Here is a 26,140-nt window from a genome sequence, read left to right as displayed (position 1 = left end):
GCTTTTTAATTGTTTGATGACGCTGCTTAGCGTTTTCCCATCGAACGACGTGTTCCGCGCGGTGGCATCCAGGTGCGGTCTGCATACTGCTCAGGTTTCGGACGCACATAATTGTGTGCGACATCCTCTTCGTTTTGATCTGCTGGATTTGCAATTGGAAAAGGTAACTTAACCAAAGCTTTTTTGGCTTTTGGCTTGGCTTGACTCATGTTCTGTACTCAAGTTTTCTTGAACAACGCATATATTAAATGATTTTGCTTCAGGATGCTTTTAAAAATCGTAAATGATGATGATCAAGCTGAATTTACAGGTGTCTCTGAATGTTTTTTTATTTTTGTTTTGATAATAAAACACGAACTGAGGTTTTTGGGCTAAGATAGTGTGCTTTTATTTTTTATCCCACAAGAAGGAATATTGCCGTGGACGTACGTCTGTCTGATCGTGTAAATGCCATCAAGCCGTCCCCTACTTTGGCCGTTACGAACAAAGCAGCAGAACTCAAAGCTGCAGGAAAAAACGTGATTGGTTTAGGTGCAGGTGAACCAGATTTCGATACCCCGCAACACATCAAAGATGCTGCGATTGAAGCAATTCACAATGGCTTCACCAAATATACCGCAGTAGATGGTACGCCAGGCTTAAAAAAAGCAATTATTGCAAAATTCAAGCGTGACAATAATCTAGATTATCAAGCAAACCAGATTTTGGTTTCATGTGGTGGCAAACAATCGTTCTTCAATTTGGCACTTGCGTTGCTTAATAAAGGTGATGAAGTAATCATCCCAGCACCATTTTGGGTGAGCTACCCAGATATGGTGATTATTGCCGAAGGTACGCCAGTCATCGTGAAGTGCGGTGAAGAGCAACGCTTTAAAATTACCCCAGAGCAGCTTGAAGCAGCCATTACTCCAAATACACGCTTATTGGTATTGAACAGCCCATCAAATCCGACAGGTATGATTTACACCAAAGCAGAGCTTGAAGCACTTGCCGATGTACTTCGTCAGCACCCACAAGTATATATTGCATCTGACGATATGTATGAACCGATTCGTTGGGAAGATGAATTTTACAACATCGCGACTGTGGCACCCGATTTATACGACCGTACCATTGTATTAAATGGTGTTTCAAAAGCGTATGCCATGACTGGCTGGCGCATTGGCTATGCAGCGGGTCCTGCAAAAATCATTGGCGCAATGAAGAAGATTCAGTCGCAATCGACTTCTAACCCAACCTCAATTTCACAAGTTGCAGCAGAAGCAGCACTAAATGGCCCTCAAGATGTGTTAGAGCCAATGATTGAAGCGTTCAAACGTCGTCATGATTTGGTTGTAAACGGCTTAAATGCCATTCATGGTATTTCTTGCCTGCCTGCGGATGGTGCATTTTATGCCTATGCCAACATTCGCCCATTGATTCGTGCCAAAGGCCTCAAATCGTGCACCGAGTTTTCTGAGTGGTTATTAGAAGAAACTGGTGTTGCAGTTGTACCTGGTGATGCATTCGGTCTTGGTGGCTTTATGCGTATCTCATACGCTACCGCAGATGAAGTATTGGTTGATGCATTAGCCCGTATTAAAAAAGCGGCAGAATCCATTGACGGTATCGATGCAGCCATTGCATCAATTCAAGCTGAAAAAACAGCTTAACTGTTTGAGTTCCCGATTTATAAAAAAAGCCTGTCTTCGGATAGGCTTTTTTTATGGCTGAATCGTTCATTATTTTTCACTTTTTATATTTTTATTTTTGCACAGCTATTTATACGTTTAAATACACTGCATCCCGCTCATCATATAGCTTTATACAGCATTTTGCTTAGCTATAACGCTTAGGGCGTGATAGTGTTAAATAATGACAATAATACGGAAAGGTATGATCAATCTCGATCTGTTTTACCTGCTGATCTTGTGTGCTCCATGCATAGGCATAAGCAGGAGAAAATAAACCGCTACGCTCAATGGAAAACAAAAATAATGAGTTATCCCAGCTTTCAGACGCACGTTCCCACAAGTGATCCGCTGAATCATGTAGCAATTTAACCTGATGCTCAGTCCATTTATCGCCAAACCAGAGTTGCAATAAATCGCCTAAATAGATTTTTTCTTGACTAAAAACGGCAAAATGAATGTGCGCGTCGGTGACATTTTGATAATACTGCTGAGGATCGCGAATAATGTCGAGATAGTTTTTTTGATAGAAAGCGAAATCAGAAAAGATTTGTTCAATTTGAAGAGTCGGCATGATATAGCCCTCCGGTTTAGCCATTTAGTGCTGGCAAGTTGGTTAAATCCACACTGTTCAGATGACCATCTGAACGTTCTCTTATATAAAACATAACAGTGATTTTCGTGCCGTGCAAGCAAAATTGATAATTTGAGCCAGTTTGCTCAAATAAGAAACATACACACTAAAAATGAAACAAAGATGACAAATTTGGCTTGACCCCTGTCAAAATCTCCTTATAATCGCATTCAGATTCTCCCATAGCTCAGTCGGTAGAGCGACGGACTGTTAATCCGCAGGTCCCTGGTTCGAGCCCAGGTTGGAGAGCCAAAACTAATCTCCCATAGCTCAGTCGGTAGAGCGACGGACTGTTAATCCGCAGGTCCCTGGTTCGAGCCCAGGTGGGAGAGCCAAATATCAAAAAGCCCGCAGTATTAAAGCGGGCTTTTTTTTGCCTAAAAATTGCTATAAAAAAACCTCTTATACAAAGAGGTTTTTTTATTTTAAGCAGCCTGTGCTTCTGGTACGCCACTATGAAAACGAAACACTTTATCTGCTGAGAGAATGAGGTTTTTTTCTACTTCACGAATTTGCACAATGCGCTGTTGAATATCCTCTTCAGGGTTCTTCATTTTTGCCGTTTGTGCAACCTCTAAAGCCAGTGCCAGATAGTCCTCAAAATGCCGAGATTCAGACTTGAGTAGATATCGGTAGTAACGCCCTAATTCGTCATCGACATGCGGTGCCAAGGCATGAAAACGCTCACACGAACGCGCTTCAACAAAAGCACCAATGATTAAAACATCAATGAGTGCTTCTGGCTCATAGGTTCTAATTTGTTTGCGAAGTTCACCCGCATAGCGCCCTGCACTGACCGCCTTCCATTCCTGCCCACGTTTTTTCATCAACTCGAGCACTTGCTCGTAGTGCAACATTTCTTCACGCACCAGTTGCGCCAGCTTCACCTGTAAATCTGTAAAAAAACTGTAGCGGAACATCAAATTCATGGCTGTTCCTGCTGCTTTTTTTTCACAATTGGCGTGATCTTGCATTAATAATTCAAGATTATTGAGCGCTTCGTTCAACCATGCTTGAGGTGTTTGACACCCCAAGAATTCAATTACAGGTTGCATCAGTTCATCATAGTTTGGACTTGACATCTTGACTCACTTATCCTGCCGCTTGAATCGCAGCCTTCATTTGCTTTACAGCTTGCTCAAGTCCAACAAAGACACTATCTGCAATAATCGAATGACCAATATTCAATTCATGAATCTGCGGGATCGCAGCGATCGGAGTAATGTTCTCTAAATTCAGGCCATGCCCTGCATTTACTACCAGCCCTTTGCTTGCAGCATATTCAGCGCCACGTACAATCCGCTCTAGCTCGGCACGCTGTTGTTGCTCACTGCTTGCATCGGCATAGGCGCCTGTATGCAGTTCAATCGTCGGCGCACCACAGGCAATGGCAGCATCAATCTGGGCAACATCGGCATCGATAAATAACGACACATCACACCCTATGGCAGTTAATTCAGCTGTCGCTGCTTTCACTTTTTCAAAATTCCCCAGAACATCTAGCCCACCTTCTGTGGTGACTTCCTGACGTCGCTCTGGAACAAAGCAAACATGTTGAGGTTGAATTTCCTTGGCAAATGCAATCATTTCATCTGTCACTGCAAGCTCAAGGTTCATACGTGTTTTAAGCACTGGACGCATACGACGTACGTCGTCATCTTGAATATGACGGCGGTCTTCACGCAAATGCAGTGTAATGCCCTCGGCACCTGCTTGCTCACACACCAGTGCAGCCTGTACAGGATCTGGATAAACGGTTCCTCTGGCCTGTCTCAAAGTTGCGACATGATCGATATTGACGCCAAGCAAAGCAGCCATACAAACATCCTATTTATGAACGAGATTGAGTATTTTGAATCCACAAATGGCGACTTTTTAATGGTCGGTCTCCCAAAAGGGACGTAATCATCTGACGGTATAGTTTACCTAATAATTGTAATTGGTCGGGAGAAAATTCGTTCCCGATTTGATAATTCTGCATGCAGCCAATCAATTGTCCAGACAAGGTCGACTGGGTGTGCTGTAAAACAGGCATAAAGCCTTCTGTAGACTGAAACTGATAGTGCGCTAACGGATTAATCGGTTGCTGGTTGGCATCGATTTCAAAATCGATGGCATAGCCCAGCTCTTGCAATAACACATGCTCAAACTGCCGTAAAATCTGTTTCAGGTAATGACTCGGTGCCTGTTGTTGATGTAAATGTTGTAATTGCAGCAATGTGTGCTGATAGTGCCGGAAAGTTTCTGGCATAGGCTCTTCTAGCGGGCATAAACGCAGTAAAACTTCGTTGAGATAAAATCCGGCAAAAAATGCATCGCCCTGAAAGAAAACCGGAAAGTTTAAAATTTCGAGCTTGGTAAAATTTTTTAAGTCACCTTTGCCTATGGCTTGCAAGGTAAGAGGCTGATACTGCGGAGGAGGATTTTGCCGAAGAATACCATCGATACGACCGTATTCTTCGCTAAACAAATGCACGATATGACTTTTTTCACGATAACGCCGGTGATGAATCAGATAACCATGAAGGACTTGGTTTCGCATAAAAACGCAAACTAATCCTTCTTGGCTGAGTCTTTATCGTCATCCCCATCGGGAATCACGGCACCCACCACCGCAGCAGTACCTTTAACCACCCCTTTAGTGGTTTTGTAGGCCACCTTGACAGGAACAGTCACAATCTTGGTAATACAGCCTTGAAGCATCAACACGCAACCCAGCAGAACAACACAGCGAATCATGACTGTCATCGACATTACTCTTGTTTAAATATCACTATAGCCCAAGCTTTTCAGCGCACGCTCATCATCAGACCAGCCACCTTTGACTTTCACCCAAAGCGTGAGCATGATTTTTTGTTCAAACATTTTTTCCATGTCTGTACGTGCTTCCATACCAATCCGTTTGAGTTTAGCGCCTTTGTCACCAATCACAATGGCTTTTTGTCCAGCACGCTCAACAAAAATAGTCGCATCGATATAGGTACAAGCAGGCTTCATACGGCCAGTCTTTTCACTTATCGTCGGTTCTTCGGTTTTAAATGATTCAATCTGTACCGTCAAATCGTATGGCAATTCTTCACCAAGCTGACGCATGATTTTTTCGCGAATAATTTCGCTGGCCAAGAAACGCTCTGAACGGTCGGTCACTTGATCGAAAGAATACAATGGCGGTTGAAACGGCAGGTATTTTTCAATGATGTCACGCAAATGATCTAGATTTGCACCACGAAGCGCAGAAACAGGAATAATTTCTGCAAAGTTCATGAGCTTTGCGCGCTCTTGAATGAGAGGCAGCAAGCTGCGTTTTTCTTCTACGGTATCAATTTTGTTGATCACCATAATGACCGGCATATCTGCGTTTTTGAGCTTTTCAAGCACAAGATCGTCATTTTGAGTCCATTTGTGACCATCGACCACAAATAGCACCAAGTTCACGTCACGCAGTGCAGAGTGCGCTGCACGATTCATCATCTTGTTGATCGCACGCACTTCTTTTTTATGCATACCCGGCGTATCGACATACACCGCTTGAGATTTTTCGCGTGAATCGATTCCCACAATTTTATGACGTGTGGTTTGCGGTTTACGTGAAGTAATCGAAAGTTTTTGACCCAACAAATGGTTCATTAATGTGGATTTACCCACATTTGGACGCCCAACAATTGCAACAAAGCCGCTACGGAAGTCGGAAGGTATCTCGACACCGGCGGAACTAAAAAATTGATCAATCAGATTTGGGGATTGATTTTCATCATTATCATGTGAATCTGGATTGATTTGATCAGAATGCATCGACATGCAAATTACTGCTCCAATAACTTTAAAATTTCTGCCGCAGCTGCTTGCTCAGCAAAACGGCGGCTCGAGCCCTCACCTAAAACATTTGGTAGCCCGGCTACCACACATTCTACTTTAAAGTGCTGGTGAGGGGCATCCCCTTGAATATCCACAACCTCGTAAACAGGGAGAGGTTTTTTACGTGCTTGTAAATACTCTTGTAAACGCGACTTCGGATCTTTTAACTGATCTGTCGGTTCGATATGATCCAGATAGGGTACATACCAGTTTAAAACAATTTTGTTTAACAAATTTAAATCGGCGCTATCGACATAAATTGCACCGATAATCGCTTCGACCGTATCGGCCAGAATTGATTCGCGATGATGTCCACCCGATTTTAATTCACCTGTGCTTAAAATTAAACAGCGACTCAGTTTCAAATCATTTGCGATTTTACCAAGCGCTTCTTGACGCACCAAGGTCGCACGCATGCGCGTTAAGCGACCTTCATTTTCATGCGGGTAAGTCTGATACAAATAATTGGCAATGATCATACCCAACAGCGAGTCGCCCAAAAATTCAAGGCGCTCGTAGTTGTACTTGTGACTAACAGATCGATGCGTGAGTGCAAGCTGAAGTAATTCCAACTGCTTAAACTCGTATCCGATCCGACTCTGTAATCTTGGATCACTGAGCTTGGACTGCGTTTTGTTCAAAATTTTTCTCAAATTTTATAACTAAATCAATATTAAACAAGAACGGTCTTCTTACTTCATATTGTTTGCTAACGCGTAAACCACCTTTGTTCGTTACCTTTGCAATCTCGTTAAATCGAACGTCACGTACACTGTTCATGTCTAAACGCTGATTCATCTGGGTCACAAATTTATCGACCGCGATATTGCGAGGAGATTCACGCATTAAGGCGTCGATCTGGTTATTGATGATTCGATCATCCCAATAAGCCGGAGCAACTGCCACTGCTGCTTTAAGTACTAAAGCAAAGACAATAATCCCCAAAAAAACACCTAAATACGAAGCACCCCATTGAGACTTGCGCATTTGTTGTTGTCCTAATTTCTAATTTTAGTCAATTGTACCATTTCGGTTGAAGGATGGAATCTTAAAGCCAGGTTCTTTATGCATCCAAATATAGAATGCACGCCCAGTCAGATTCTCTTCAGGTACAAATCCCCAAAAGCGACTATCTGCACTCTGATCACGGTTATCGCCCATGGCAAAGTAATGCCCTTTTGGTACCGTAACTTCCCAGTACATTCCGTCTTCAGCGGCATATTTACCGTTGTCGATGTAATTGATAAACGGCGCTTGGCGTGCAATGTTGACCCCTTCAAGCTCACGCATGGTAAAGGTATGCTCACCCAAGGTCTCTTTATGATAAATCGAGGTTGGAGTGTCTAAACTGTCTTTTTCACGACTAAACTGAGTCGCAACTTTAGGTACTTTCTGACCATTAATGCTTAACTGACCATGATCATAGACAATATGATCGCCCGGCAGACCAACCACACGCTTGATGTAGCTGATGGTCGGTTGTGGTGGATAACGAAATACAATCACATCACCGCGTTTTGGCTCACCTACATCAAGAATTTTGGTGTTTACGATCGGAAGACGAACGCCATAGTCGTATTTATTGACCAGAATAAAGTCGCCAGTTTCAAGGGTAGGCACCATTGAATCAGACGGAATATTAAACGGTTCAATAATAAACGAGCGAAGCACTAAAACCACGGCCAGCACTGGCCAGAAGTCGTACGCCCAAGTAATGATAAAATTTTCGCTTCCCCGTCCTTTGGTTACACGTTGCTTAAACACCAACTTGTCGAGAAGCCACACCAAGAAAAAAATGAGCGTGACAGGAACGAGAATTAAATTAAAATCAAAATCCATGGGCGAGTCCTAAAGGTTATCTCTCTACTTTTAATACAGCTAGAAACGCTTCTTGTGGGATTTCAACACTTCCCACCTGCTTCATACGTTTCTTACCTTCTTTTTGTTTCGCAAGCAATTTCTTCTTACGCGAAACGTCACCACCATAACACTTCGCCAATACATTCTTACGCATGGCTTTTACGGTTGAGCGCGCAATAATTTGAGCACCAATGGCCGCTTGAATTGCCACGTCAAACATCTGACGAGGAATCAAGTCTTTCATTTTTTCAACCAGTGCAATACCACGGTGACGCGCATCCTGACGGTGACAGATCATGGCCAGTGCATCGACCTTTTCACTATTAATTAACACGTCTACCTTAACCAGAGATGAACTTTCAAAACGGACAAAGTTGTAATCGAGTGATGCGAAACCACGTGAGCAAGATTTTAAGCGGTCGAAAAAGTCCATGACCACTTCAGCCATTGGAATTTCGAACGTCACCGACACTTGGTTGCCCAAGAATTTCATGTCTTTTTGTACACCACGGCGCTCAATACATAGCGTCATGACATTACCAAGATATTCTTGAGGCACCAGAATATGACATTCTGCAATCGGTTCGCGAAGGTCTTCTACCGTGCTGGCATCTGGCATTTTAGACGGACTGTCGATATAAATCGTATCGCCTTTTTTGGTCAGTGCTTCATACACTACGGTTGGTGCAGAGCTGATCAGGTCTAAATCGTATTCACGCTCAAGTCGCTCTTGTACGATTTCCATGTGCAGCATGCCCAAGAAACCACAGCGGAAACCAAATCCAAGCGCATCAGAACTTTCAGGCTCGAAAAATAATGCCGAGTCATTAATTTGAAGTTTCTGCAACGCTTCACGGAACGGTTCAAAATCGCTTGAATCGATTGGAAATAATCCCGCATAGACCTGTGGTTTAACCTTTTTAAACCCTGGCAAAGTTTTAACTTCTGGCGTTGCGGAAAGTGTGATGGTATCGCCTACTGGCGCACCAAAAATGTCTTTAATCCCCGCAATTACAAAGCCTACTTCACCTGCTTCGAGCATGTCAGTTTCGGTATGTTTTGGATTGAATACACCTACAGAGGTGACTGGATGCACCTGACCGGTCGACTTAACCAGCATTTTGTCGCCCTTACGGATACGACCTTGCTTGATACGTACTAAGGAAACAACGCCTAAGTAGTTGTCAAACCATGAATCGATAATCAGTGCTTGCAGTGGCGCATCACGATCACCTTCTGGTGCTGGAATCACATCGACCAAGCGCTCAAGCACACCTTCAACCCCAAGACCAGTTTTTGCTGAACAAGTCGGTGCTTCAGTGGCTTCAATACCAATAATTTCTTCAATTTCGTGAATAACGCGTTCTGGCTCGGCCTGTGGCAAATCAATCTTATTGAGAATCGGTAAAACTTCTAAGCCCTGCTCAATTGCGGTATAGCAGTTGGCAACAGATTGCGCCTCAACACCTTGTGCTGCATCGACCACCAAAAGTGCGCCTTCACACGCTGCAAGTGAACGTGACACTTCGTATGAAAAGTCGACGTGTCCTGGTGTATCAATAAAGTTGAGTTGATATTCTTGTCCATTCGGATGCGTGTAATACAAGGTTACCGATGCCGCTTTAATGGTAATTCCACGTTCCCGCTCAAGTTCCATTGAATCCAATACCTGAGCTTGCATTTCACGATCTTGCAAGCCACCGCACATTTGAATAAAACGGTCAGCAAGTGTCGATTTGCCGTGATCGATGTGTGCAATGATCGAGAAGTTACGTATGTTCTTGATATCAACTGATTTTTTAGCTGCCGCCATAGATTACTCTAAAAACATGTACACAATTATGTACTCTAATCAAAAAGTACTTACAACGTGCAAAAAAAGGGAAAATTAAATTTGCGCACAGTATATGATTAAAGTGAGCAAAAGCAAAGGAATTGATTATGTCACGCTATTACATTAAAAAGGGTGACTTATATCTGCACGTTGGCACTGTCACATACGAAGAATACCAAGATTATTCTGACATAGATGCAATGCACATGACCCAATACAGATTTTTAAAGCAAAAAGATGGTGCTAAAAACTTTCTTAGTAGAGATGAAGCTGACACGTATATATTAAAGCGCAAGATACGTGGGGCTGAAGCTGTAAGAGAACAATAAAGCGGCCTGTGCCGCTTTAATTCAATTGTCTTGAGCTGCATAAATTAGATTTTCGGCTACTCGATTTGTCCATCCTTTTCCGTAGCGATCCCATGTACTTAATGATGTGTAAAACTTCAGGCGCTCTGCGGCTAACCTAAGAAGAACATCATTTACTTCCATAATCTTTACTGCTGAAATAGTTTTAGGGCCGATAATTCCATCATCTGGCACGCCAGCAACTTGCTGAAGCTCCTTAACCGCACGTGACTTCCCTGCGTTAATAGCAAAATCCCAAAGTTGATAGACAATTGCTGGATGCAATTGATCTGCGCCCAACTTATCCCACCAGTCACGCTTGTAGATTTCTTTTGCCTCAACAACGGTGATGTTTTTTATATCAAGTTTAGGATAAGTATTAGCAGCTAGACCAAACTTTGTACCTTTTAGCAACCCTACCCCTACCTTACCACCTGTCCAGTTGCCCGGATCATTTCGATCATTTGAGTAACCACCCTCATGACCTATTAATCTTTGAAAAGCTATTTCGAAGTTCATTTTTCATCACCTTTTTTCTTTTCAGATTCACTACTGCCGAAGTAAAAGCCGCACGCAGTTGTCATAGCACCAGCGATAAAACCCAAAGCCGTGTTAATGAGGTTGCTGTTTTCGCGTGGCATGTCTATAAAGAACAATGAAACAATCAGAACAAACATTAATGCCACCAATGAGAAGGCTAGATACGCCCGAGTATTGTCATTGTTCATTTTTTAAAGTCCCTTTCTATTTGCGATATACGCGCGTTTGCTGCATTTGCATCAGTATCGATGCGCAAAAGTTTTGATGTATGGATTGATGTTTCTTGCTTAAGCTCAATGATCGATGATCCAAGCCAGCCAGCTATGCCAATTAATGCGCCAGTTAATGCACCACTGATCCAGCGGACTACATTTAGGCCACCGTCTACAGTGCTGGATTTGTTTTCCAAATGGCGTACCTTTTCATCTAAACGTTCAATCTCGCGGGCATTATCTCGGCCTTGATCTAGAATATTTTTTAACTGTTCGGATAAGCGCACTTGATTTTCAGAAACAGTTTTAAGACCCTCTGATACTTGATCTATTTTCTTTTCAAATCGCACGCCGTAAGATTCTTGTTCAGACATAAAGCACCCATTATTTTGGCATTAAAAAAGCCCTAAGCTATTAAAGCAAAGGGCTTATAATGGTTTGCTGTGTTAAGCAGCGCCTATTCCAATATGTTTGGTCAAATCTAGAATGTACTGTTTTTTCGATGGTGCAGAACCATTAAAAATTCCAAAATTCACATTGTATTGATTGTTGATTAAATTCGCCTGACCGAACGAACCACTGTTAGATACACCTGTGAACATACTATTTTGTATTTTTACAGTTTTTGTTGGATCTTGTCCTTGACCCTCGCCGCCTGCCCAACGAATATCTAGCCCTAGATTCATATTTGAAGTTAAAAACAAACATTGATCGATATCGATTACATTGAGCAAATTGTTTTGATTGTCAAATGCACCGCGTATATAGCTTGCGCCGCCAAACAAATTATAATTACCGGATGACTGTGTTCTGATTACAGTATTGTTTTTAAATTTCATACCGTAAACAAAGCCCTGAAGCTGCACTATGCCGCGCTCATAACCGTCGTTGTAAGAAATACAGTTTTCTACAGTGTTGTAACCACCACCAAATCTACGAGTAAAAAACCAGTCGTAATCTGAACCTGTAAAATCTGACGGTTTAGGTTTACCCCATGATGACGTTAGAACAAAGCCACCGCAATTTCCGACCGAATAACAATTTTTAATTAAGTTATTCCAGCAGTATTCATCAAAATCAAAAGCTTGCTTATCGCGAATAGAGCCGACCGATCCGACGACTTCACTTTCTTCGATTAAACATTTATTGCATGAGTAGAACCAAAGTGCTGCTGTCCACACATCTTTTAAGAAGCACTGATTACCCATATTGTAATAGCAACGTGTGATGCGACTTGTCCATTCGTCAACGCCAACTAAAGGATCAAGATTTGATGCACAGCCATTTAAAATTGCACCGTCTGCAGAACAGTTAATAAATCCGCAATCTTCAATTACAACACCTTTGCCGCGTTTGTTGTCGCCGACATTTGATGTATCTGAGAGCGTTGCAGCGTTGCCCATCGCGTTGATCCCGGCTGTGCAGTTGTAAGTAATACAACGCTTAGCACCGAATTTATGCCCTTCTTGTAAATCGCTATCCCAACATTTCATGGAAACTGCAAAGACTTTTTGAGTTGACTTGCTCCACGGTGCAGTAATAAATCTACAATCTTCGAGCCATACATTTGCGATCTTGTTTGTGTCTTTTGCTTCAAGTGTAATATCGACTTTTCCAGAGTTACAAACTGCACTTACATGCTTAAACTGAATATCTTTGATTGTAGTTTGATTAATTTTACCGCCGATGTGTGTTGTATCTGCGGTATTAATTAAGTCAAAAAAGTCGCCGTTCCGTTTATCATCAACAAAAATAAAGCTTTGTTGAGAGCTATTGTTGATGAACTGGGACCACGGATAAATCGTCTCATTGATCATCTCATATTGACCGCCGATCAAATGCAGCGTAAACGGTTGAGCAACTGCCGATTTCAAAAATGAGGATAGCTTTTTGAATGGATTGCTCTTTGATCCATCACCATAGTTTGTGTTTCGAGTATCAACGTAATAGTGATTCATGATCAGCTCCAGTTCTCAGCATAAAACACATCAACCCATGCATTATTTGGTAAATCGATTAGATTGCCCTGTGTGCGAGTAATCACATTGGTTGTTGTATTAAGTTGATATTTAATTTCATTGATATAAATCACTGCTTCAGTGCCAGATATTGATGCAATTGCGACTTGATTACCGTCTTGATCAGATGGTTGACGAATGCGCATAGCGCCATACCACAAGCCCGGTATGTTAAAAAGCCTATAAGTTCCAACCGCGATTCTTTGAACATATATGTTTGTGGTCGAAGGTAGATTGGTTGTGCCAAACCCAATCCACTTGTAGTTCCCCACTGTTATTTCCCTAAAGACTTCTGAAGGGTTATTGCTATGCGCAACACGTATGTGTGCATCGCACATTACAACAGCACCGTCTGATGCAATACCAGAGTTATAGCTGTTAAGCGATACGCCGCGTTTAAGCTCAATCAGTCCAGTGGGTGAAGAGAAAGTTAATTTTCTTGGACTAATGAAGTTTTCTCTCACATTATTCATGTGATTAAGACGAACCATGCCCATATAGTTGTGCGGCACAATTAGATAAATGGACAAAATATTATTGTTTAAAACAACACCGACGCGCAAAGTTGTCACATTTATACGATCACCGATTGGCCCTGACGAGATGACTTTGATAAAGTCCCCCCACTTGTCTGCTGTATATGCTGAAGCATTCGCCCAATCGATTGATTGATAATTACTAACTGAAATTGTTGTTTCAGATGCGACGCGCTCACGATCCCAGCTGCCCGCGACTGTTGCACTAAACTGAACGTCATAAATTAAACTTCCCGCATTTATATCGACTAGTTTGATGTACTTGCTTAACGTGTTATCAGTGTTCTTCGGTAGCTTGATTGATTGTGCATAGAAGCTGCGCAACGTTAAAAGTGCTGTTTGATCTTCGGTTTCTCGAAGAAATTCATCAAATCCTACAGCAGCATTTGTACCCTTCATAACAGGCGTGAGATTATCGTTTTCATCATAACCCATGACTATTGAAGGAGAATGATTGAAATCCTCAAAACCATCCGAAGGTAGCATAAGCTGTTTAAAGGGCTCGCCTTTCCCGGAATGATAAGCTTGCATTGTTGTCACATAAGGTACTGTAACACTCTGCGCCAGCGGCATTCCATCTCGTTCAACATCTACAGAAAGAACCCCGTTTACTTTTGATTTAATTGTTGTTTTACTGAGCTTCCCAAAGCTAAAACTAGATTCGTAGTAGCTATCTAATTTTGCACCTATTTGATTATTGATCTCTTGTTGTGATTGCCCTGATTCATCAATCATGAATTCAGCTTTATTAAAAGATACTTGCCAAGCGTTCTGAGAAGTTTTGTATTCAAAAGTACCAATATTTTTTACATAGACGGTTCTACCGTCCCATACACTCAAAGCTTCCAATTCATCAACAGTGGAAACTGTTGTAATGGCCAAAGCACTTACAGCACCGTTTTTAATGGCCTCTTGAAGCATTGCATTGGTGTTCTGTTCAAGATTACCTAGCTTATTAAAAAAATCATCCCGTGTTTCTTCATTGAGTGAGTTCACATATGCGGACAGATTTTTAATATCGGTATCCGTGAGCCAGTTAGTTACGCCAAGCTCTTGAAGTTTAAGCCAGATTTTATCGAAATCATTGTTTACTGGTTGTGGCCGTAGTGAGTTATTGTAGGTCTGGTAATCTGTATCTCGTACAAGCGGTGTATCCCGCTGAAGAATGATTTTAGATTGTGTAATAGGTGCAATAGCAAATACAACGGAACCCGTATTTGTATTCAAAGACCAGTTATTCAGCGCTGGAATATCAATATCATTCACTTTAACAATGAGATGATCGGCATCGTCGCAATCAAATTCAAGCGGAAAAATTTTAGTCGTGCCGTTGCCGATATATTCTTTATACGGCGTCTGGTTTGCTACTGCCATATCATCACCTAATCATTAAAATCTAAGGTGGCTTCTACGACTCCACCGTCTGTCCTCCAATTAGGCCGCTCATTAGATTCCGTTGTTCTGTGTATTTTGCCGACGCGCTCAGGTGAATCAGTGACAGCACGCGCAAGTGAGTCGAGATGATCATCTTCTTGATCTGATAGAGCTGGGTTAAATTGCTGCATTTGCTTGTACTGTTTTGATGTGTTTTCACCATCTTCGGTGTCAACCACAGACACATGCACCCAAAGCATGCCAGAGATTAGAGGCCCTTCTAAGCCCTCTAAGATGCGCTTGTTCTTGGCTTGGGTAGAATGCTGCTCAGTCACACCACAACGAATACGGCGTTTCTTTAATGCACCTTTTAATGCTGCTGGTGCAAAGTTACCAATACCGTTTGTCTCGATGGTGACTTTTGGAATATTAAACTCTTCAATCAAGTCACAGAGTTGCCAAACCTGACCACCCATAATGTTGCCCTGTTCATCTGTCTTAACAACTTCGCCAGTCAGCTCAATCGATCGATGCCAATACTTATTACCAAGGTCGTCATGCAGCACTAATTCAACTGCTGAAACGTCAGATTTGGTTTTGCCAGAACTTGGGTCCCATGAGCATGTAACGCCCACAATTTGACGTTCGCCCAGCGTCATGCGCCATGTGCCATTTGCACGAGTTAAAACTGGCTCGCAGTCATACGGAATCATTTTATCTGGGTTCAATCTCACATCCCCCACAGGTTTAGCATGTAACTGATACTGTGAATCCCACTCGTTTAGCGTTCGGCATTTACGGCGACGCTTTTGCATTTCTTTAGGCGTAAAGCGTTCTGGCCATAGTGCTTCGCTATAGATATCGATCAGTGAGTGAGATTCATCAAATGTGATGAAGTAGCCCGTACCCTTTTGTACGACCTGATAGTCTTGGTTTTCAACAAGAAGTTTTGATCTGCGGCCAATGCCACTAAAAATATAGACTGGCTTAAAATCAACAGCGGCTTGAATGACTTGCTCAATGCGTTTTTCTTTTTCAAACATTCGAAAGACAAGGCACTTGGCATCTGGATTGAGCATAATTTCTGAATACAGTGAGTCATGCGTATGCGGTGTACCAACATAAAGCTCTTGACCACCGGGTATCAAAATAAAAGTTTGTTCACCAAGTCGATAGCGTAGCTTTTCACGTGCTTCAGGTGTACCGATGTTGCCCGGCACCTCAACGTCATCATTCTGGATTTCATTTGCACGTGAACCAGTTACATTCGACATGATACCGCGTGCATGAATAGATCCATGACGCACATCATTTGAACCAGTAACCCACCATTTCTGTGTTTCGCCACGTTCTTTTTTAATATTGAAAAGCTGGCACAATGGGTGCCGCTCAAGTACTTGCTCAGTACCACGACTGACTTTGTAGGCATCTGGATCAGTAGCACCTTGATGTAAAATCAAATGGTTTGGATTGTTGTACAGCTTCCAAGCGTTATAAATATCAAGAATGGTTGATTTGCCGTGGCCACGCGGCATCATCAATAAACCGAGTGAGCCGTAATCTTCCAGAAAGTCACAGACGTCTAGATGAAAATCAGGCACCACCCAGTTTAATGTTTCAGCATAAACCAGATAGAACGCAGCAAAACCAACCTGAATCATGATTAACTCGGGCGCTGTTTGCGCGCTTCAAGTTTCTTGGCAACATCCTCTAAAAGCTTTGCTGCCTGCATTTCTGGTGTAATCTTTCTATCGTTCGGATCACCCACAGCAAGCTCATCATCATTCAAGATACGCTTAAGTTTTTCCATGCATGTAAGAGCCTCTTTAGCGCCCTTATACAGCCAAACTTTATCGCCGCGTCCTTCTTTATCAAAGATATCTTTACCATAAGCTTCTGTCATTAAATCGACTGTGTCCGTTGCAGCCATTTCAAGGCATAGTTCCAACTTCTCTTTGGTTTCAGGTTTTAAGTGACCGACTTTCTTTTCTTTAGACATAAAAATCCCCCTGTATAAGTGACTTATAAGGGGGATACTCATAGGATTTGTTGGGTAAATAACTTTGCATAAAATCTGCTTTGCTATATATTAATTTCTCAATAACAAAAACGTAGGGAAAAAATGAAAACACTAATTCTGGCAATTCTAGTTGCTTTACCAATTGGATCAACCTTTGCAGGGTCATGCGATCATAGCTGGGAAAAGGCTAAAGATGGCTCATCATGTGGAGATCGTGCAGCTGATAGACGAGCAGGCGGTCGATAATAAAAAGGCGCATTAAGCGCCTTTTTTCATTTAACTACTTTCTCAACATCTGGCGCTCTTGTATCTTCAAAACTTAAATCATTCCAATTAAAGTCACCTAAATAGCGACTACGGTCTAATTTCTTCTCGGCTTTACGTAAGGCTTTCTCACGATAACCTGGTGCAATTGTATCTTGAATATTATCAAAAACCATTCGATTAATCACGGCTTTGGTGTACCACAAGTTTTGGGCCGGTATTTTGCCTTTGGCAAATTTGAATGCTTCATTGCCAAAATTGGTGTCTCGGCCCTCATTGTACTGGGTTAGGTTGCCGACAGTTAAACCCAGCAATGTAGTGAAATCCCCGCCTAATGGCCCTGCGACAAAAGAATTGGCATCACGGCCAGAAGTATCCACACCAGCCGCTAAGATGTCACCCAACACAGGTAAGCCACCGCCAGCGACAACAGAACGCAAAAAGAATGATCCTGTTTTTTTAGGATCGTCACTGTCCCACATCGTCTGAGGATCATTGCCATTGATCAATTCGCGTAACTGAACAACCAAGCCACCGAGCAGTGTCATAGTCACAAATAGCGGTACACCATAAGCAGCCTTACCTTTTAAGCCGTCTTGTGAGAATGTACGGCTTCCCTGACGCATCATGAATGCAGCAGAGAATGATTTAAACTGAGTGATCCCTTTGAAAATCTCACCTGTAATGGTTCCCTTGGCTCCCACCTGTAACCATGTACGTTCGCGTAATCCCGCCTCAATCACAGCCATGCCCTGCTCATCCATCAAGTGCGCTTGAAGCTGTGAGGCAACTTCATCTTTTACACGTTTTGGGTCACCATAGGCTGTAAGCTGATTATCTGGAATTTCATAAATCGAACGTGCGGACATAAGCTGATTGCCTTTGCGGTCAACAACTGGTTCGGCAAGCTGGAATATTTTCCAAGCACGCTCATCTAATCCAGTGCCAGACAATAATTCACGATCCATTGCGTCGAGCTGATCCCATGATTTTGTGCGGCTAAGTGTGCCGTACTTGTTCATAAGCATTTTCGTAAATCCGACTTTTGAAGCAGATGTAAGCGCATTCAATCCAGATACACGTAATACCTGAGTCGCTAAAGCACTGGATATACGAGCCAATTTTTCAGACTTACCATGTGTTGCGGTGAGGCCATCGTCAGACCAGCGGGCAATAGAGCCTAGCATTTCTTCTGTGGCCAATCCTAAGCTGTGTGCAAGCTCTCGATCTGCTTTGTTAGCTGGGTTTAATTGGCTGACCAGTTCACCAAATGTCTGACGGTAAGATAAGCCGTGTACGTGTGCTGTTTTTGCAATGGTTGCCTGATCTGCGATAGAAGCAATTGTGGTACCACCAAGTAAAGACGCTACATTAAGCGATCTGTAAGCCAACCCAAGATTTGCTAAAACTTCAGATTGCGGTGTAATGCCGCCGCTAAACTCGTCAAACATAACCTGTGCGCGTTTGCGAGATTTTTCCGTGGTACCGTGGTCAATACCTTTGGACCAATCTTTATTTTCTGCCGCATCCATTAAAATCTTTAAAGCGGTTTTTGGGTTACTTCCTAAATTTTCGACCATGGCAATGTCTTTGGATAGGCCATTGATATGTGCCTCTACAAGATCCACAAATTGCATGCCGCCAAATTCGTTTTGATATTCAAGCCAAGCATTCGCATCTTTAAAATGCAGTACACGGCTTTCAGCGTTGCGATTAGTCACTTTAGATGTGCCGCCGCCTGCACGTTGACGACCAACTTCAATTTTGTTTGCGCCATCACTAGATAATGTGTCATAGGTATATTCAAGCAACGAGCGTATTTCTTGCTGGCTGTAGTAATCGCCGTTTTCTTTTACATATTGCCGGGTATCAATCAGCGATTCAGCGCGACTAACCCAAGCATCTTTACCCGCTTTGGCAATCTTGGCCAAGTTATGAGTCTGTGGCATCCCCCAATTGTCTAGCTTTCCAATATCACCGCCATTTCGATTAAAACGTTCTCGCATGGTTTCAAACACATCGCCCATTTTGTCGCTGATTTTTTTAGCCAGTGGGTCGCCTGTGCTATCGCCAAAACGCTCACGCACAATCTTTTGAACCAATTCTGCATCGGTAAATATGCCCGCTGCACCTTTTACATTTGTATAAAAATCTACAAGATCACCGCGATAAATTGCAGCTATGGCACGTGCTTTGGAGTTAATAGATTGAATGCCTGACATATCACCGTGCGCCGCCACCATTCGATCTACCACCTCCATTGATGTAAGCCGGTCATGATCTAATGCAGCTAGGTTCTTGGATTGAGTAAGAATATCCTGAAAAGCAATTTTATTTTTACGTGCAAGCTGCTCTTGTATATCGATTGCCACTTGCTTTGATGCTTCGGTCAGTCTTTCAGCATCCGATAAATTACGCCATTTCTGTACGTCACGGCGGGCCATGTTGCGCATTGTCTCATTGATACGCGCTTCAATATTGGCGGCTTCTTGCGCTGAGAGTGATTGCTTGCCAAGTGCCTGTGCTACGGCTTGTTTGCATTGATCTTTCATGGCCATAAAAAAATGCTCAAATAGTTTTAGCTATCTGAGCATTTAGTTTGTTGGGGTTTGTTGGGTAAAAGATTTACCTTAAGCGATACAGGAATTCCTGTATCGCTCCGTTATTCAGGTTTTACTTGCTTACCTTTTTTGCATCTTCTAACTTTTCAATAACTTGATTATGTAGCTTAAGCCAAAGTTTTTCAAATGCGTTAATGTCTTCAAGATCACCAACATAACCTTGCATATCTTGAAGTATGATATCTACCGCTTTTTCATGACCTGTTATAATATTAAGATCATTATTGTATATAGCGACTTGAAAATCATCTTGTGTTTGAATTTCCAAATCTTCATTTGCCATAAAATATACTTCACAAGATTTTAAACTTTCTTTAATAGAATTATCTATATCTCTGTTGTATAGGTATTCAACTCTTTTATCTATTTCTTCTTCAATACATTTATTAATCTTCGTAAAATCGATCATTTTAACACCCTATTAAATACCCATTAAGAAGTGTGGCGGTCGCATGGGTGTGCGATGTTCAGGAGCTACCCTAGCCACAAGTTAAGTATACATTAACCAAACTGCAAAGCACAGTTTAAAGCTGTTTGCGCTGCAAGTGTATCAAGATCAGCCTGTTTCGCTTCTGCTTCCAAATCTGCAAGATACTCGCGCATCGTCGTTGTATATTCCTCTGGCTGGCCATCGGCACCAGTTCGACTACGTGAAACAGGCATATCAGGATTAGAATAAATCACATCAAGCGCGGCTTTGCCTTCTGGTGTGTCACCAAATAAACTGCCTTGTCGCGGGTCGCCCATGCGCTCAACGGCCTGAATCTCATCTGCAATGGATTGACTAATCGCCTTTGCACTCTTGCTGTTTTGATCAAAGACCTCAAGAAATCGTCTTGCTCCATCACTAAGCCCATCGTCAATAAGTTGGTTTTGGTTGAGATAATCACGTACTGGTAAATCATTGGCTTTCAAGTCAGATAGCTTCTGAGCAGCTTGTGCCAAGTCTTGAGCAATCGTGTTTTCAAAGCGACCGCCCTGTTTCACTAAATCATTAAGCTGTGCAAGATGTGGCGCATTTCGCAACAATGCATTCAATACATTTTTGGATGTATCGTCTAGGTTTTCTGACAAGCGTGCGATTAGGTTCGGATCATCATAAGCCCGCTGTGCAATGGCAGATTCAATCCGTTTTTTCCCATCCTGTGACAAACGACCATCACTTGTGATGACTGCACCACGTTCAGACTGCGGCAACTGGTCTACAAAGCCACGGATAAAATCCATTGAGCTATCGATATTGAGTGAGCCGTCACTATTTGTTTTGAGCATAGACGCATCGGGTAGACGGTCTGCATCTGTGCGCGCACGCTCAGACGCGCTCATTTGCGCTACATCGGATTCATTGGCAAGTCTGGCGAACTCTACACGATTCACATCACTTAAGCGTGTACGCACTAAAACAGGCTGATTTACGCCTGATATATCCATGCCTCTTTCATTCGCCCAATTCTGTACATATTCACGGTATGCATCTGATCGGCCATTTTCGTATGCTTTACCAATCGCCAATGTTCGGCCATTACCTGATTCGACTACATTGTCGAGGCCAATAATTGGTGCACCATTGGACAACATTGGAGATTCGCCGAGCCACTCAGGTTTTAAATCTGCGGCCATGTCCTCAACCTGTTGACGTGATGCTTCGCGTGTCCGGTCACGTGGTTGTAGCTCTGCTGGATAAGCAGGATTAATACCGTATAACTGGTCATTCGATGCAATCAGATCATTTAAATCTTTAATCTCATAAGAGAAGTTATAGCTTGAGCCATCCATTCCCATAGCTGTACTGGTATCACCATAACGCGCACTTAACTGGTTCCACTTGCCACGCCATTTATTGATCGCCTCGCCTGCGGTCATGCCAGCCATGCCGTTGTTTTTCACAATCGCATTGGCATTTTTTGGATCATAAGAACGTACCACATCGATTAAAGGCGAATTCGGATCAGCTTTTAAAACTTTGGTTGCTCCCGCTGGGCCAAGTAAGTGCCCTAAATACTGCTCACTCCCTACAGGATCACGGCCTAGCTGTTTGGCCATGTAGGTATTGGTTTCCTTGATGTGCTTAAGGCCAATACGGATTTGCTCGTTTAGATCAGCTCGATTACCACCGCCTAAGCGTTTCCAAGATGAGTCGATGACTTGAAAAATACCATTAGCAGACGATGTGCTATTTTGTGCATCTGCATTAAATTTCCCACCTGTTTCAATGTGTGAAATAGTGAGAGCAACACCCGGATCAATGCCCGACTGTTGAGCCTTTAAAGCCAGTTGTTTAGCAGATGCAGGCAAGGCACTGTTAGCAAAATCTATGCTTTGCTTTTTGGCTTCACCTTTGACCGAAGTTGGCACATTCACAGTCTGGCCATTTAGAATTTGGGCTGTGGCTGTATCCAAGTTTCGATAGTGATTATTGATTTCTACAGGGCTATCGGTGAGAACTGGAAGTGTTGTATCTTCAAATTCCATTTCATTGCGTACAAGCGTTTCGTGTATTGCATCTTGACGCGTTTCTAACTGATCTGCATTGAGTTGATTGATTTCTGTATCAACTGCTTGATCAAGATTAGACGAGCGACTACGGAAATATCTTGCACCACCGAACATGAGCGCATTTAGCGCAATATCTGTTGCTAGAGTTTCACCTGTCACAGTGTAGCGTTGAGCTGCCTTGTTGTAATCTTGAGATTTTAAAATTTCTCCACTTACTGCCTGTACACCTGAGCCAACTGCAACACCGCCACCAATCGACAAAGCCGCATCTTTGAGCAGCCCACCTGTGCCACGAAAGCCATACGAGATAGGTAAGGCAGTTGCAACGGCATCACCAATGGCATTTAAGCCAGCCACACCGATCGCTGTGTTTGTATCCACACCGTCATGCTTTAGTTCTTGGTATTTAAAACTGCCTGTCGATGTTCCAACCGTTGCGGCTGCACCGGGAAGACCGCCCACCAAAGCACCTAAACCCGCTCTTGTAATGAAGTCCGTTATACCAAAAGCAATATTGCCTACTGTTCCTGTATTTTGAAAATCTTCTAACTGGTGAACTTCATAAATCAGTTTGTTAGAACGCTCGGTATTTTTATCTTGATGGAAATCTTTAAATGATTTTTCATTTACGTTTAATGGCCCATCCAAGCCGCCGTTTTTGACATCATCAATACTGTATTCAACATGATCTAAAACACGATTAATGGGTTGTGTGACCGTGTCATAAGTTTTAACCAGACCAGCGACCGCACCACGAAACGGCGCTGAAACAGCGCCATCGAATAAAGCGGGTTCAGACTTCTGGCGTGTGTCTTTTCCTGTAACCCCTTTCTCATTAAGCGTGTCTATTTGCTGTTGTTCATCACTTGTGACACCTGATAACCAGTTACTCATTTTGTGACCCCTTGCAAACGAATACGCCATTCATGACCTTTAACAACGAGCTGATTACCACGCTCATTGAGTAGGTCATACATAAGCTCACCTTGCGGCGTAGTTTTTTTTGATCGAGACAAGCGAAAGTTTTGCAGCTCATTGACTGGTATGCCTGTTTGCTGTGAGATGGTTTTATAGCCAGATTGTATTTTTGCCTCAAAAGTTGAATCAGCCATGCCGTAAGGCTTTGAGACTTTCCAATCACCGATTTTATTGTTGTTGTAGTCTTTGAAATTACCGTCTTGGCTATAGGTTCCACCCGTTGCCAGTGACAATGCCGTATCACCAATATCTTTTTTGTATTCGTCGGCGTCCTTGTGTTGCTGCCCGCGCGCTTCAGTGAGATACGCATAAATTGACTGAAAGGCTGCATAAGTCATGTTGGCCGTTTCACCTGACACAGACTGCCCGACATACTCATTAAATTTTTGCTTAAGCACATCATCCTTAGGCTGAATCATTTGCTTATTTTTAAGCGCCTGTTTGCCCGCGACAATCGCCGTTGCAACATCAAGCCCAGCATCCGAACGAAAGTTATTCATACGTGCCACGCCTGCCATTGTGTACGCCTGATCACCATTGCTTAACTGACCAATTGCAGCGCCCCAAATACGATCCCCGCCTTTAATGCCACGGCTTTGACTAATCAAGTTACTGATCAAATCAATCTTTTGATTCGGTGTGGCCTCTTCCCATGATTTTTTTGCGTCTGAAAGTACTTCATTCGGGATAGGCTTAATCGTCGCATTCGAATCAACATTACGCTGAGCCACCTGATAAGAACCAATGGTGACAAGGTTTTGCGTAAATTGAGCGGGGTTAACTTTCATATCCAGCGCATTGACTTCAGGCAATTGAATACCCTTCTCGCGCAATGCCTGAGTCGGATTTTCTTTATTGGTTTTTAGTTTGGCATCGTAAATACTTTGATATGTACTCAAGATTTTATTGTCTTCTACTGGATCGGCGCTCGATGATTCTTTCTGTTTAACCTTGCGCTGATTGATCTCGGCCAATTGTTGATTGGTCGATAGCTTTGAAAATCGAATAAAGTCAGACGATTGTTTTTTATAAAACTCATACTCGCCTTCAAGCGCTGTACCCTTCACCGCTGTTTCAACATTGTTTTGATAACTTAAGTCAAGGTTCTGGCCAGTGAGTACATTTTGTTTAAAATCATTCAGCACTTTTTCAGCTTCATTGAGCCGTTTATTCTCATTGACCTGTTGTTTTTGCTGAAGCGTAGCGATCTTGCTGGCAATCTCGGTACGATACTTTTGTACTACGCTGCCATCCAAATACTTTTTATCTTTAAGGTTGGCCGCTGTTGTCTCTAATGCACTGATATCATTTGATGAAATCGCATTGGTGATGTCGTTATTGACTTCGATCATGTCGCGTGTAGTTTCGTACTTTAGCATCATTTTTTCTTTTTCTGCCTGTCCTAACGGCAGTGAAGAAAGGTTCTGCAGTAAGTAGTTTTTACCCTCATCACGATTCATTCGGGTTGATACATCAAAATAACGCTCACCCAAAACAGCGCCTTTTTGCTCATCGGCTCGAAGTTGTAGCGGCACAAAAGCGGATCGTTGTCGATTGACGTTTGAATCCCAATATCGTTGTAAATCTTGCTGAGCGTGTCCGGGTAAATCTGTTTTTAACTGATTGAAACGCTCACTAGACCATGTGTTTAGTTCTTCATCTGCCTGTTTTGCATTAATTTCACCATTGCCGACACGGTTTTTAATCTCGCTCACTTTGTCGCTAAAGTCGCCTGTCAATGTTTCATCAAGCTTAAGCTGTCCTTCTTTGGCCTGTAGCTGATTGTTGTACAGCTCTAAATTCTTGGCTGATACTTCTTGTTGACGCTGTTGCTCGTCCTGCTTTTGTGCAAGCTGACTGGTTGTGTTTGAGATGTTTTGCAATGCCCCAGCAAGCATTTGGCCGCTTTGATCTTGCGGCATTTGAATACGTTGCACTTGGGGCATGGCATTACCAAAATTGCCTACTGGGATTTTAGCCATTACTTCCAGCCTCTTGATGAATTAAGCCCTGCTGAGGCCATGTTTAATGCCGTGGTTGCTGCTGCCATATTCGCTTGATTGCGATATGTTTTTGCTTCGGCTCGTAAACGTTGCGATGAGTTGAATCCTGAGATTTCAGCCATTGCCGCATCGTATTGCCCGCCTTGCTCGATCTTGTCATTGATCGTAACTGCGGTACCATCGCCTACGCTCAAGCCATTTTCTGCGGCTGCTGCACGTGCGCTTGATTGTTGTTTGGCCACGTTGTCACGAATGCGCGCTGCTTCAACTCGTCCCGCGCCTTGTGCGGCCTCTGCATCTGCTTTGGCTTGCTTTGCTTGTGTTCGATTCGTTGTATATGCTGAGTAGCCCGCGAGTGCTGTAGATGCAACCGATGTTGCCATTGCGACTTGGGCTAATAGCGGGAGTGCTGCGACTGCTGCCATGTTTAAATCTCCTTTTCCAGAAACACACCAACTTTCGAAAACCCAAGAGATTCATACATCTTGATCGTGTGTTCAGTATTTACCATAATGCTTGTACCGCACTGTACTCGATTGGCGCCAACTTCTTTGGCCCAGAATTCAAAGCACTGAGCCAATGCACGTGCAATGCCTTGACCGCGTTCATCCGGGCTAACATAGACCACATAATCAAAAGCAATCTTGTAGTCAGACTGCCAATCCGTGGCCACACCACCAACGAATCCCCCCAGGATAACGCCGTTCTTTTCAGCCAAGAAAATGACGCCACCACCGTTGATAACATGATCAAAATGCGCCGCTGCTTTTTCGGGAATAAAGCCACGGACGCGGTAGATTGGAGATTCTTTTGCGAATAACTGGCCCATCTTTACCAGTGTGGGAATGTCATCATTGGTGGCTACACGTAATTCCATG

At 42.9% G+C, this 26,140-nt stretch carries 27 protein-coding genes and 2 tRNA genes; 5 read left to right on the top strand and 24 right to left on the bottom strand.

From position 1 onward, the window contains the following. Positions 1-26: 26 nt before the first annotated feature. Entirely contained in the window at positions 27-209 is a 183-nt protein-coding gene (locus ADA42_RS08975; protein WP_004939225.1) for a hypothetical protein, read from the bottom strand. A gap of 210 nt (positions 210-419) precedes the next feature. On the opposite strand from ADA42_RS08975, the gene ADA42_RS08970 reads away from it, so the two are divergent. After that, a complete protein-coding gene (locus ADA42_RS08970; RefSeq protein ID WP_048764762.1) occupies positions 420-1,652 on the top strand; it encodes a pyridoxal phosphate-dependent aminotransferase in 1,233 nt (410 codons plus the stop codon). 166 nt (positions 1,653-1,818) lie between these two features. Here ADA42_RS08970 and ADA42_RS08965 read toward each other — a convergent pair whose 3' ends face one another. Then, positions 1,819-2,244 (bottom strand): hypothetical protein, encoded by a 426-nt coding sequence (locus ADA42_RS08965; protein ID WP_004939231.1) that lies wholly within the window; start codon positions 2,242-2,244, stop codon positions 1,819-1,821. A 236-nt stretch (positions 2,245-2,480) separates the two neighbouring features. Here ADA42_RS08965 and ADA42_RS08960 point away from each other — a divergent pair. Together ADA42_RS08960 and ADA42_RS08955 are read left to right on the top strand one after the other, a co-directional pair. Next, positions 2,481-2,556 (top strand) — tRNA-Asn (locus tag ADA42_RS08960). A gap of 7 nt (positions 2,557-2,563) precedes the next feature. After that, a tRNA-Asn gene (locus tag ADA42_RS08955) sits at positions 2,564-2,639 on the top strand. 90 nt (positions 2,640-2,729) lie between these two features. Here ADA42_RS08955 and ADA42_RS08950 read toward each other — a convergent pair. The 9 genes from ADA42_RS08950 to lepA are packed head-to-tail and all read right to left on the bottom strand — an operon-like array spanning position 2,730 to position 9,832. Further along, complete coding sequence (locus tag ADA42_RS08950; RefSeq protein ID WP_004939234.1) at positions 2,730-3,386, bottom strand: tRNA-(ms[2]io[6]A)-hydroxylase; 657 nt, start codon at positions 3,384-3,386, stop codon at positions 2,730-2,732. Between the two features lie 10 nt (positions 3,387-3,396). Next, on the bottom strand, positions 3,397-4,122 hold the full coding sequence (gene pdxJ, locus ADA42_RS08945; protein WP_048764761.1) for a pyridoxine 5'-phosphate synthase: 726 nt from the start codon (positions 4,120-4,122) through the stop codon (positions 3,397-3,399). A 13-nt stretch (positions 4,123-4,135) separates the two neighbouring features. After that, positions 4,136-4,846: a DNA repair protein RecO gene (gene recO, locus ADA42_RS08940; RefSeq protein WP_048764759.1), complete on the bottom strand. Its 711-nt coding sequence runs from the start codon at positions 4,844-4,846 to the stop codon at positions 4,136-4,138. 11 nt (positions 4,847-4,857) lie between these two features. After that, complete coding sequence (locus ADA42_RS08935) at positions 4,858-5,052, bottom strand: NF038104 family lipoprotein (RefSeq protein WP_004939242.1); 195 nt, start codon at positions 5,050-5,052, stop codon at positions 4,858-4,860. A 15-nt stretch (positions 5,053-5,067) separates the two neighbouring features. Then, positions 5,068-6,096 (bottom strand): GTPase Era, encoded by a 1,029-nt coding sequence (era, locus tag ADA42_RS08930; RefSeq protein ID WP_171249929.1) that lies wholly within the window; start codon positions 6,094-6,096, stop codon positions 5,068-5,070. An 11-nt stretch (positions 6,097-6,107) separates the two neighbouring features. After that, positions 6,108-6,800 carry a ribonuclease III gene (gene rnc / locus ADA42_RS08925; RefSeq protein WP_004939248.1) on the bottom strand — a complete coding sequence of 231 codons (693 nt, stop codon included), beginning with the start codon at positions 6,798-6,800 and terminating at the stop codon, positions 6,108-6,110. Continuing rightward, entirely contained in the window at positions 6,772-7,146 is a 375-nt protein-coding gene (locus ADA42_RS08920; RefSeq protein ID WP_004948629.1) for a DUF4845 domain-containing protein, read from the bottom strand. Before ADA42_RS08920 ends, rnc begins: the two co-directional genes overlap by 29 nt. Before the next feature lie 24 nt (positions 7,147-7,170). Next, complete coding sequence (lepB, locus tag ADA42_RS08915; protein WP_004939254.1) at positions 7,171-7,998, bottom strand: signal peptidase I; 828 nt, start codon at positions 7,996-7,998, stop codon at positions 7,171-7,173. Positions 7,999-8,014: 16 nt separating this feature from the next. Beyond that, positions 8,015-9,832: a translation elongation factor 4 gene (gene lepA, locus ADA42_RS08910; RefSeq protein ID WP_048764754.1), complete on the bottom strand. Its 1,818-nt coding sequence runs from the start codon at positions 9,830-9,832 to the stop codon at positions 8,015-8,017. Between the two features lie 128 nt (positions 9,833-9,960). Between lepA and ADA42_RS08905 the strand changes: the two genes are divergently transcribed. Further along, entirely contained in the window at positions 9,961-10,182 is a 222-nt protein-coding gene (locus ADA42_RS08905) for a hypothetical protein (protein ID WP_048764753.1), read from the top strand. Positions 10,183-10,203: 21 nt separating this feature from the next. On the opposite strand, the gene ADA42_RS08900 is transcribed toward ADA42_RS08905, so the two are convergent. The 7 genes from ADA42_RS08900 to ADA42_RS08870 all read right to left on the bottom strand — a co-directional run bounded on the left by ADA42_RS08900 (position 10,204) and on the right by ADA42_RS08870 (position 16,879). Beyond that, positions 10,204-10,719: a glycoside hydrolase family 108 protein gene (locus ADA42_RS08900; RefSeq protein WP_048764751.1), complete on the bottom strand. Its 516-nt coding sequence runs from the start codon at positions 10,717-10,719 to the stop codon at positions 10,204-10,206. Further along, on the bottom strand, positions 10,716-10,928 hold the full coding sequence (locus tag ADA42_RS08895) for a hypothetical protein (protein WP_048764750.1): 213 nt from the start codon (positions 10,926-10,928) through the stop codon (positions 10,716-10,718). Before ADA42_RS08895 ends, ADA42_RS08900 begins: the two co-directional genes overlap by 4 nt. After that, positions 10,925-11,326 (bottom strand): hypothetical protein, encoded by a 402-nt coding sequence (locus ADA42_RS08890; RefSeq protein WP_048764749.1) that lies wholly within the window; start codon positions 11,324-11,326, stop codon positions 10,925-10,927. Before ADA42_RS08890 ends, ADA42_RS08895 begins: the two co-directional genes overlap by 4 nt. A gap of 72 nt (positions 11,327-11,398) precedes the next feature. After that, positions 11,399-12,910, bottom strand: a complete 1,512-nt coding sequence (locus ADA42_RS08885; protein ID WP_048764748.1) for a hypothetical protein — start codon at positions 12,908-12,910, stop codon at positions 11,399-11,401. A gap of 2 nt (positions 12,911-12,912) precedes the next feature. Beyond that, complete coding sequence (locus ADA42_RS08880; RefSeq protein ID WP_048764746.1) at positions 12,913-14,880, bottom strand: hypothetical protein; 1,968 nt, start codon at positions 14,878-14,880, stop codon at positions 12,913-12,915. A gap of 8 nt (positions 14,881-14,888) precedes the next feature. Continuing rightward, on the bottom strand, positions 14,889-16,541 hold the full coding sequence (gene terL, locus ADA42_RS08875) for a phage terminase large subunit (protein ID WP_048764745.1): 1,653 nt from the start codon (positions 16,539-16,541) through the stop codon (positions 14,889-14,891). Positions 16,542-16,543: 2 nt separating this feature from the next. Beyond that, entirely contained in the window at positions 16,544-16,879 is a 336-nt protein-coding gene (locus ADA42_RS08870; RefSeq protein WP_048764743.1) for a hypothetical protein, read from the bottom strand. 123 nt (positions 16,880-17,002) lie between these two features. Here ADA42_RS08870 and ADA42_RS18580 point away from each other — a divergent pair, with 123 nt between their 5' ends. Continuing rightward, entirely contained in the window at positions 17,003-17,146 is a 144-nt protein-coding gene (locus tag ADA42_RS18580) for a hypothetical protein (RefSeq protein WP_171249928.1), read from the top strand. 26 nt (positions 17,147-17,172) lie between these two features. Here ADA42_RS18580 and ADA42_RS08860 read toward each other — a convergent pair whose 3' ends face one another. From ADA42_RS08860 to ADA42_RS08835, 6 genes are all read right to left on the bottom strand, one after another. Further along, positions 17,173-19,716 carry a phage-like protein gene (locus ADA42_RS08860; RefSeq protein ID WP_048764914.1) on the bottom strand — a complete coding sequence of 848 codons (2,544 nt, stop codon included), beginning with the start codon at positions 19,714-19,716 and terminating at the stop codon, positions 17,173-17,175. Positions 19,717-19,837: 121 nt separating this feature from the next. Further along, a complete protein-coding gene (locus tag ADA42_RS08855; protein WP_048764740.1) occupies positions 19,838-20,194 on the bottom strand; it encodes a hypothetical protein in 357 nt (118 codons plus the stop codon). 92 nt (positions 20,195-20,286) lie between these two features. Further along, a complete protein-coding gene (locus tag ADA42_RS08850) occupies positions 20,287-23,175 on the bottom strand; it encodes a lytic transglycosylase domain-containing protein (protein WP_048764739.1) in 2,889 nt (962 codons plus the stop codon). Next, positions 23,172-25,241 (bottom strand): hypothetical protein, encoded by a 2,070-nt coding sequence (locus tag ADA42_RS08845; RefSeq protein ID WP_048764738.1) that lies wholly within the window; start codon positions 25,239-25,241, stop codon positions 23,172-23,174. Before ADA42_RS08845 ends, ADA42_RS08850 begins: the two co-directional genes overlap by 4 nt. Further along, positions 25,241-25,687 carry a hypothetical protein gene (locus ADA42_RS08840; RefSeq protein WP_048764735.1) on the bottom strand — a complete coding sequence of 149 codons (447 nt, stop codon included), beginning with the start codon at positions 25,685-25,687 and terminating at the stop codon, positions 25,241-25,243. Before ADA42_RS08840 ends, ADA42_RS08845 begins: the two co-directional genes overlap by 1 nt. Before the next feature lie 2 nt (positions 25,688-25,689). After that, positions 25,690-26,139 (bottom strand): GNAT family N-acetyltransferase, encoded by a 450-nt coding sequence (locus ADA42_RS08835; protein WP_048764734.1) that lies wholly within the window; start codon positions 26,137-26,139, stop codon positions 25,690-25,692. Position 26,140: the final 1 nt, after the last annotated feature.

Origin of the sequence: Acinetobacter sp. 243_ASPC (genome assembly GCF_001054715.1) — a bacterium.
Classification (GTDB): Bacteria; Pseudomonadota; Gammaproteobacteria; order Pseudomonadales; family Moraxellaceae; genus Acinetobacter; species Acinetobacter soli.
Note: the sequence above shows the minus strand (reverse complement) of the source record. Positions and strands in the feature narration are given on the sequence as shown.

Coding starts and splice junctions, on each gene's coding strand:
- ADA42_RS08975 (WP_004939225.1), bottom strand. CDS start 209: ATGAGTCAAGCCAAGCCAAAAGCCAAAAAAGCTTTGGTTAAGTTACCT.
- ADA42_RS08965 (WP_004939231.1), bottom strand. CDS start 2,244: ATGCCGACTCTTCAAATTGAACAAATCTTTTCTGATTTCGCTTTCTAT.
- ADA42_RS08950 (WP_004939234.1), bottom strand. CDS start 3,386: ATGTCAAGTCCAAACTATGATGAACTGATGCAACCTGTAATTGAATTC.
- pdxJ (WP_048764761.1), bottom strand. CDS start 4,122: ATGGCTGCTTTGCTTGGCGTCAATATCGATCATGTCGCAACTTTGAGA.
- recO (WP_048764759.1), bottom strand. CDS start 4,846: ATGCGAAACCAAGTCCTTCATGGTTATCTGATTCATCACCGGCGTTAT.
- ADA42_RS08935 (WP_004939242.1), bottom strand. CDS start 5,052: ATGACAGTCATGATTCGCTGTGTTGTTCTGCTGGGTTGCGTGTTGATG.
- era (WP_171249929.1), bottom strand. CDS start 6,096: ATGCATTCTGATCAAATCAATCCAGATTCACATGATAATGATGAAAAT.
- ADA42_RS08920 (WP_004948629.1), bottom strand. CDS start 7,146: ATGCGCAAGTCTCAATGGGGTGCTTCGTATTTAGGTGTTTTTTTGGGG.
- lepB (WP_004939254.1), bottom strand. CDS start 7,998: ATGGATTTTGATTTTAATTTAATTCTCGTTCCTGTCACGCTCATTTTT.
- lepA (WP_048764754.1), bottom strand. CDS start 9,832: ATGGCGGCAGCTAAAAAATCAGTTGATATCAAGAACATACGTAACTTC.
- ADA42_RS08905 (WP_048764753.1), top strand. CDS start 9,961: ATGTCACGCTATTACATTAAAAAGGGTGACTTATATCTGCACGTTGGC.
- ADA42_RS08900 (WP_048764751.1), bottom strand. CDS start 10,719: ATGAACTTCGAAATAGCTTTTCAAAGATTAATAGGTCATGAGGGTGGT.
- ADA42_RS08895 (WP_048764750.1), bottom strand. CDS start 10,928: ATGAACAATGACAATACTCGGGCGTATCTAGCCTTCTCATTGGTGGCA.
- ADA42_RS08890 (WP_048764749.1), bottom strand. CDS start 11,326: ATGTCTGAACAAGAATCTTACGGCGTGCGATTTGAAAAGAAAATAGAT.
- ADA42_RS08885 (WP_048764748.1), bottom strand. CDS start 12,910: ATGAATCACTATTACGTTGATACTCGAAACACAAACTATGGTGATGGA.
- ADA42_RS08880 (WP_048764746.1), bottom strand. CDS start 14,880: ATGGCAGTAGCAAACCAGACGCCGTATAAAGAATATATCGGCAACGGC.
- terL (WP_048764745.1), bottom strand. CDS start 16,541: ATGATTCAGGTTGGTTTTGCTGCGTTCTATCTGGTTTATGCTGAAACA.
- ADA42_RS08870 (WP_048764743.1), bottom strand. CDS start 16,879: ATGTCTAAAGAAAAGAAAGTCGGTCACTTAAAACCTGAAACCAAAGAG.
- ADA42_RS18580 (WP_171249928.1), top strand. CDS start 17,003: ATGAAAACACTAATTCTGGCAATTCTAGTTGCTTTACCAATTGGATCA.
- ADA42_RS08860 (WP_048764914.1), bottom strand. CDS start 19,716: ATGAAAGATCAATGCAAACAAGCCGTAGCACAGGCACTTGGCAAGCAA.
- ADA42_RS08855 (WP_048764740.1), bottom strand. CDS start 20,194: ATGATCGATTTTACGAAGATTAATAAATGTATTGAAGAAGAAATAGAT.
- ADA42_RS08850 (WP_048764739.1), bottom strand. CDS start 23,175: ATGAGTAACTGGTTATCAGGTGTCACAAGTGATGAACAACAGCAAATA.
- ADA42_RS08845 (WP_048764738.1), bottom strand. CDS start 25,241: ATGGCTAAAATCCCAGTAGGCAATTTTGGTAATGCCATGCCCCAAGTG.
- ADA42_RS08840 (WP_048764735.1), bottom strand. CDS start 25,687: ATGGCAGCAGTCGCAGCACTCCCGCTATTAGCCCAAGTCGCAATGGCA.
- ADA42_RS08835 (WP_048764734.1), bottom strand. CDS start 26,139: ATGGAATTACGTGTAGCCACCAATGATGACATTCCCACACTGGTAAAG.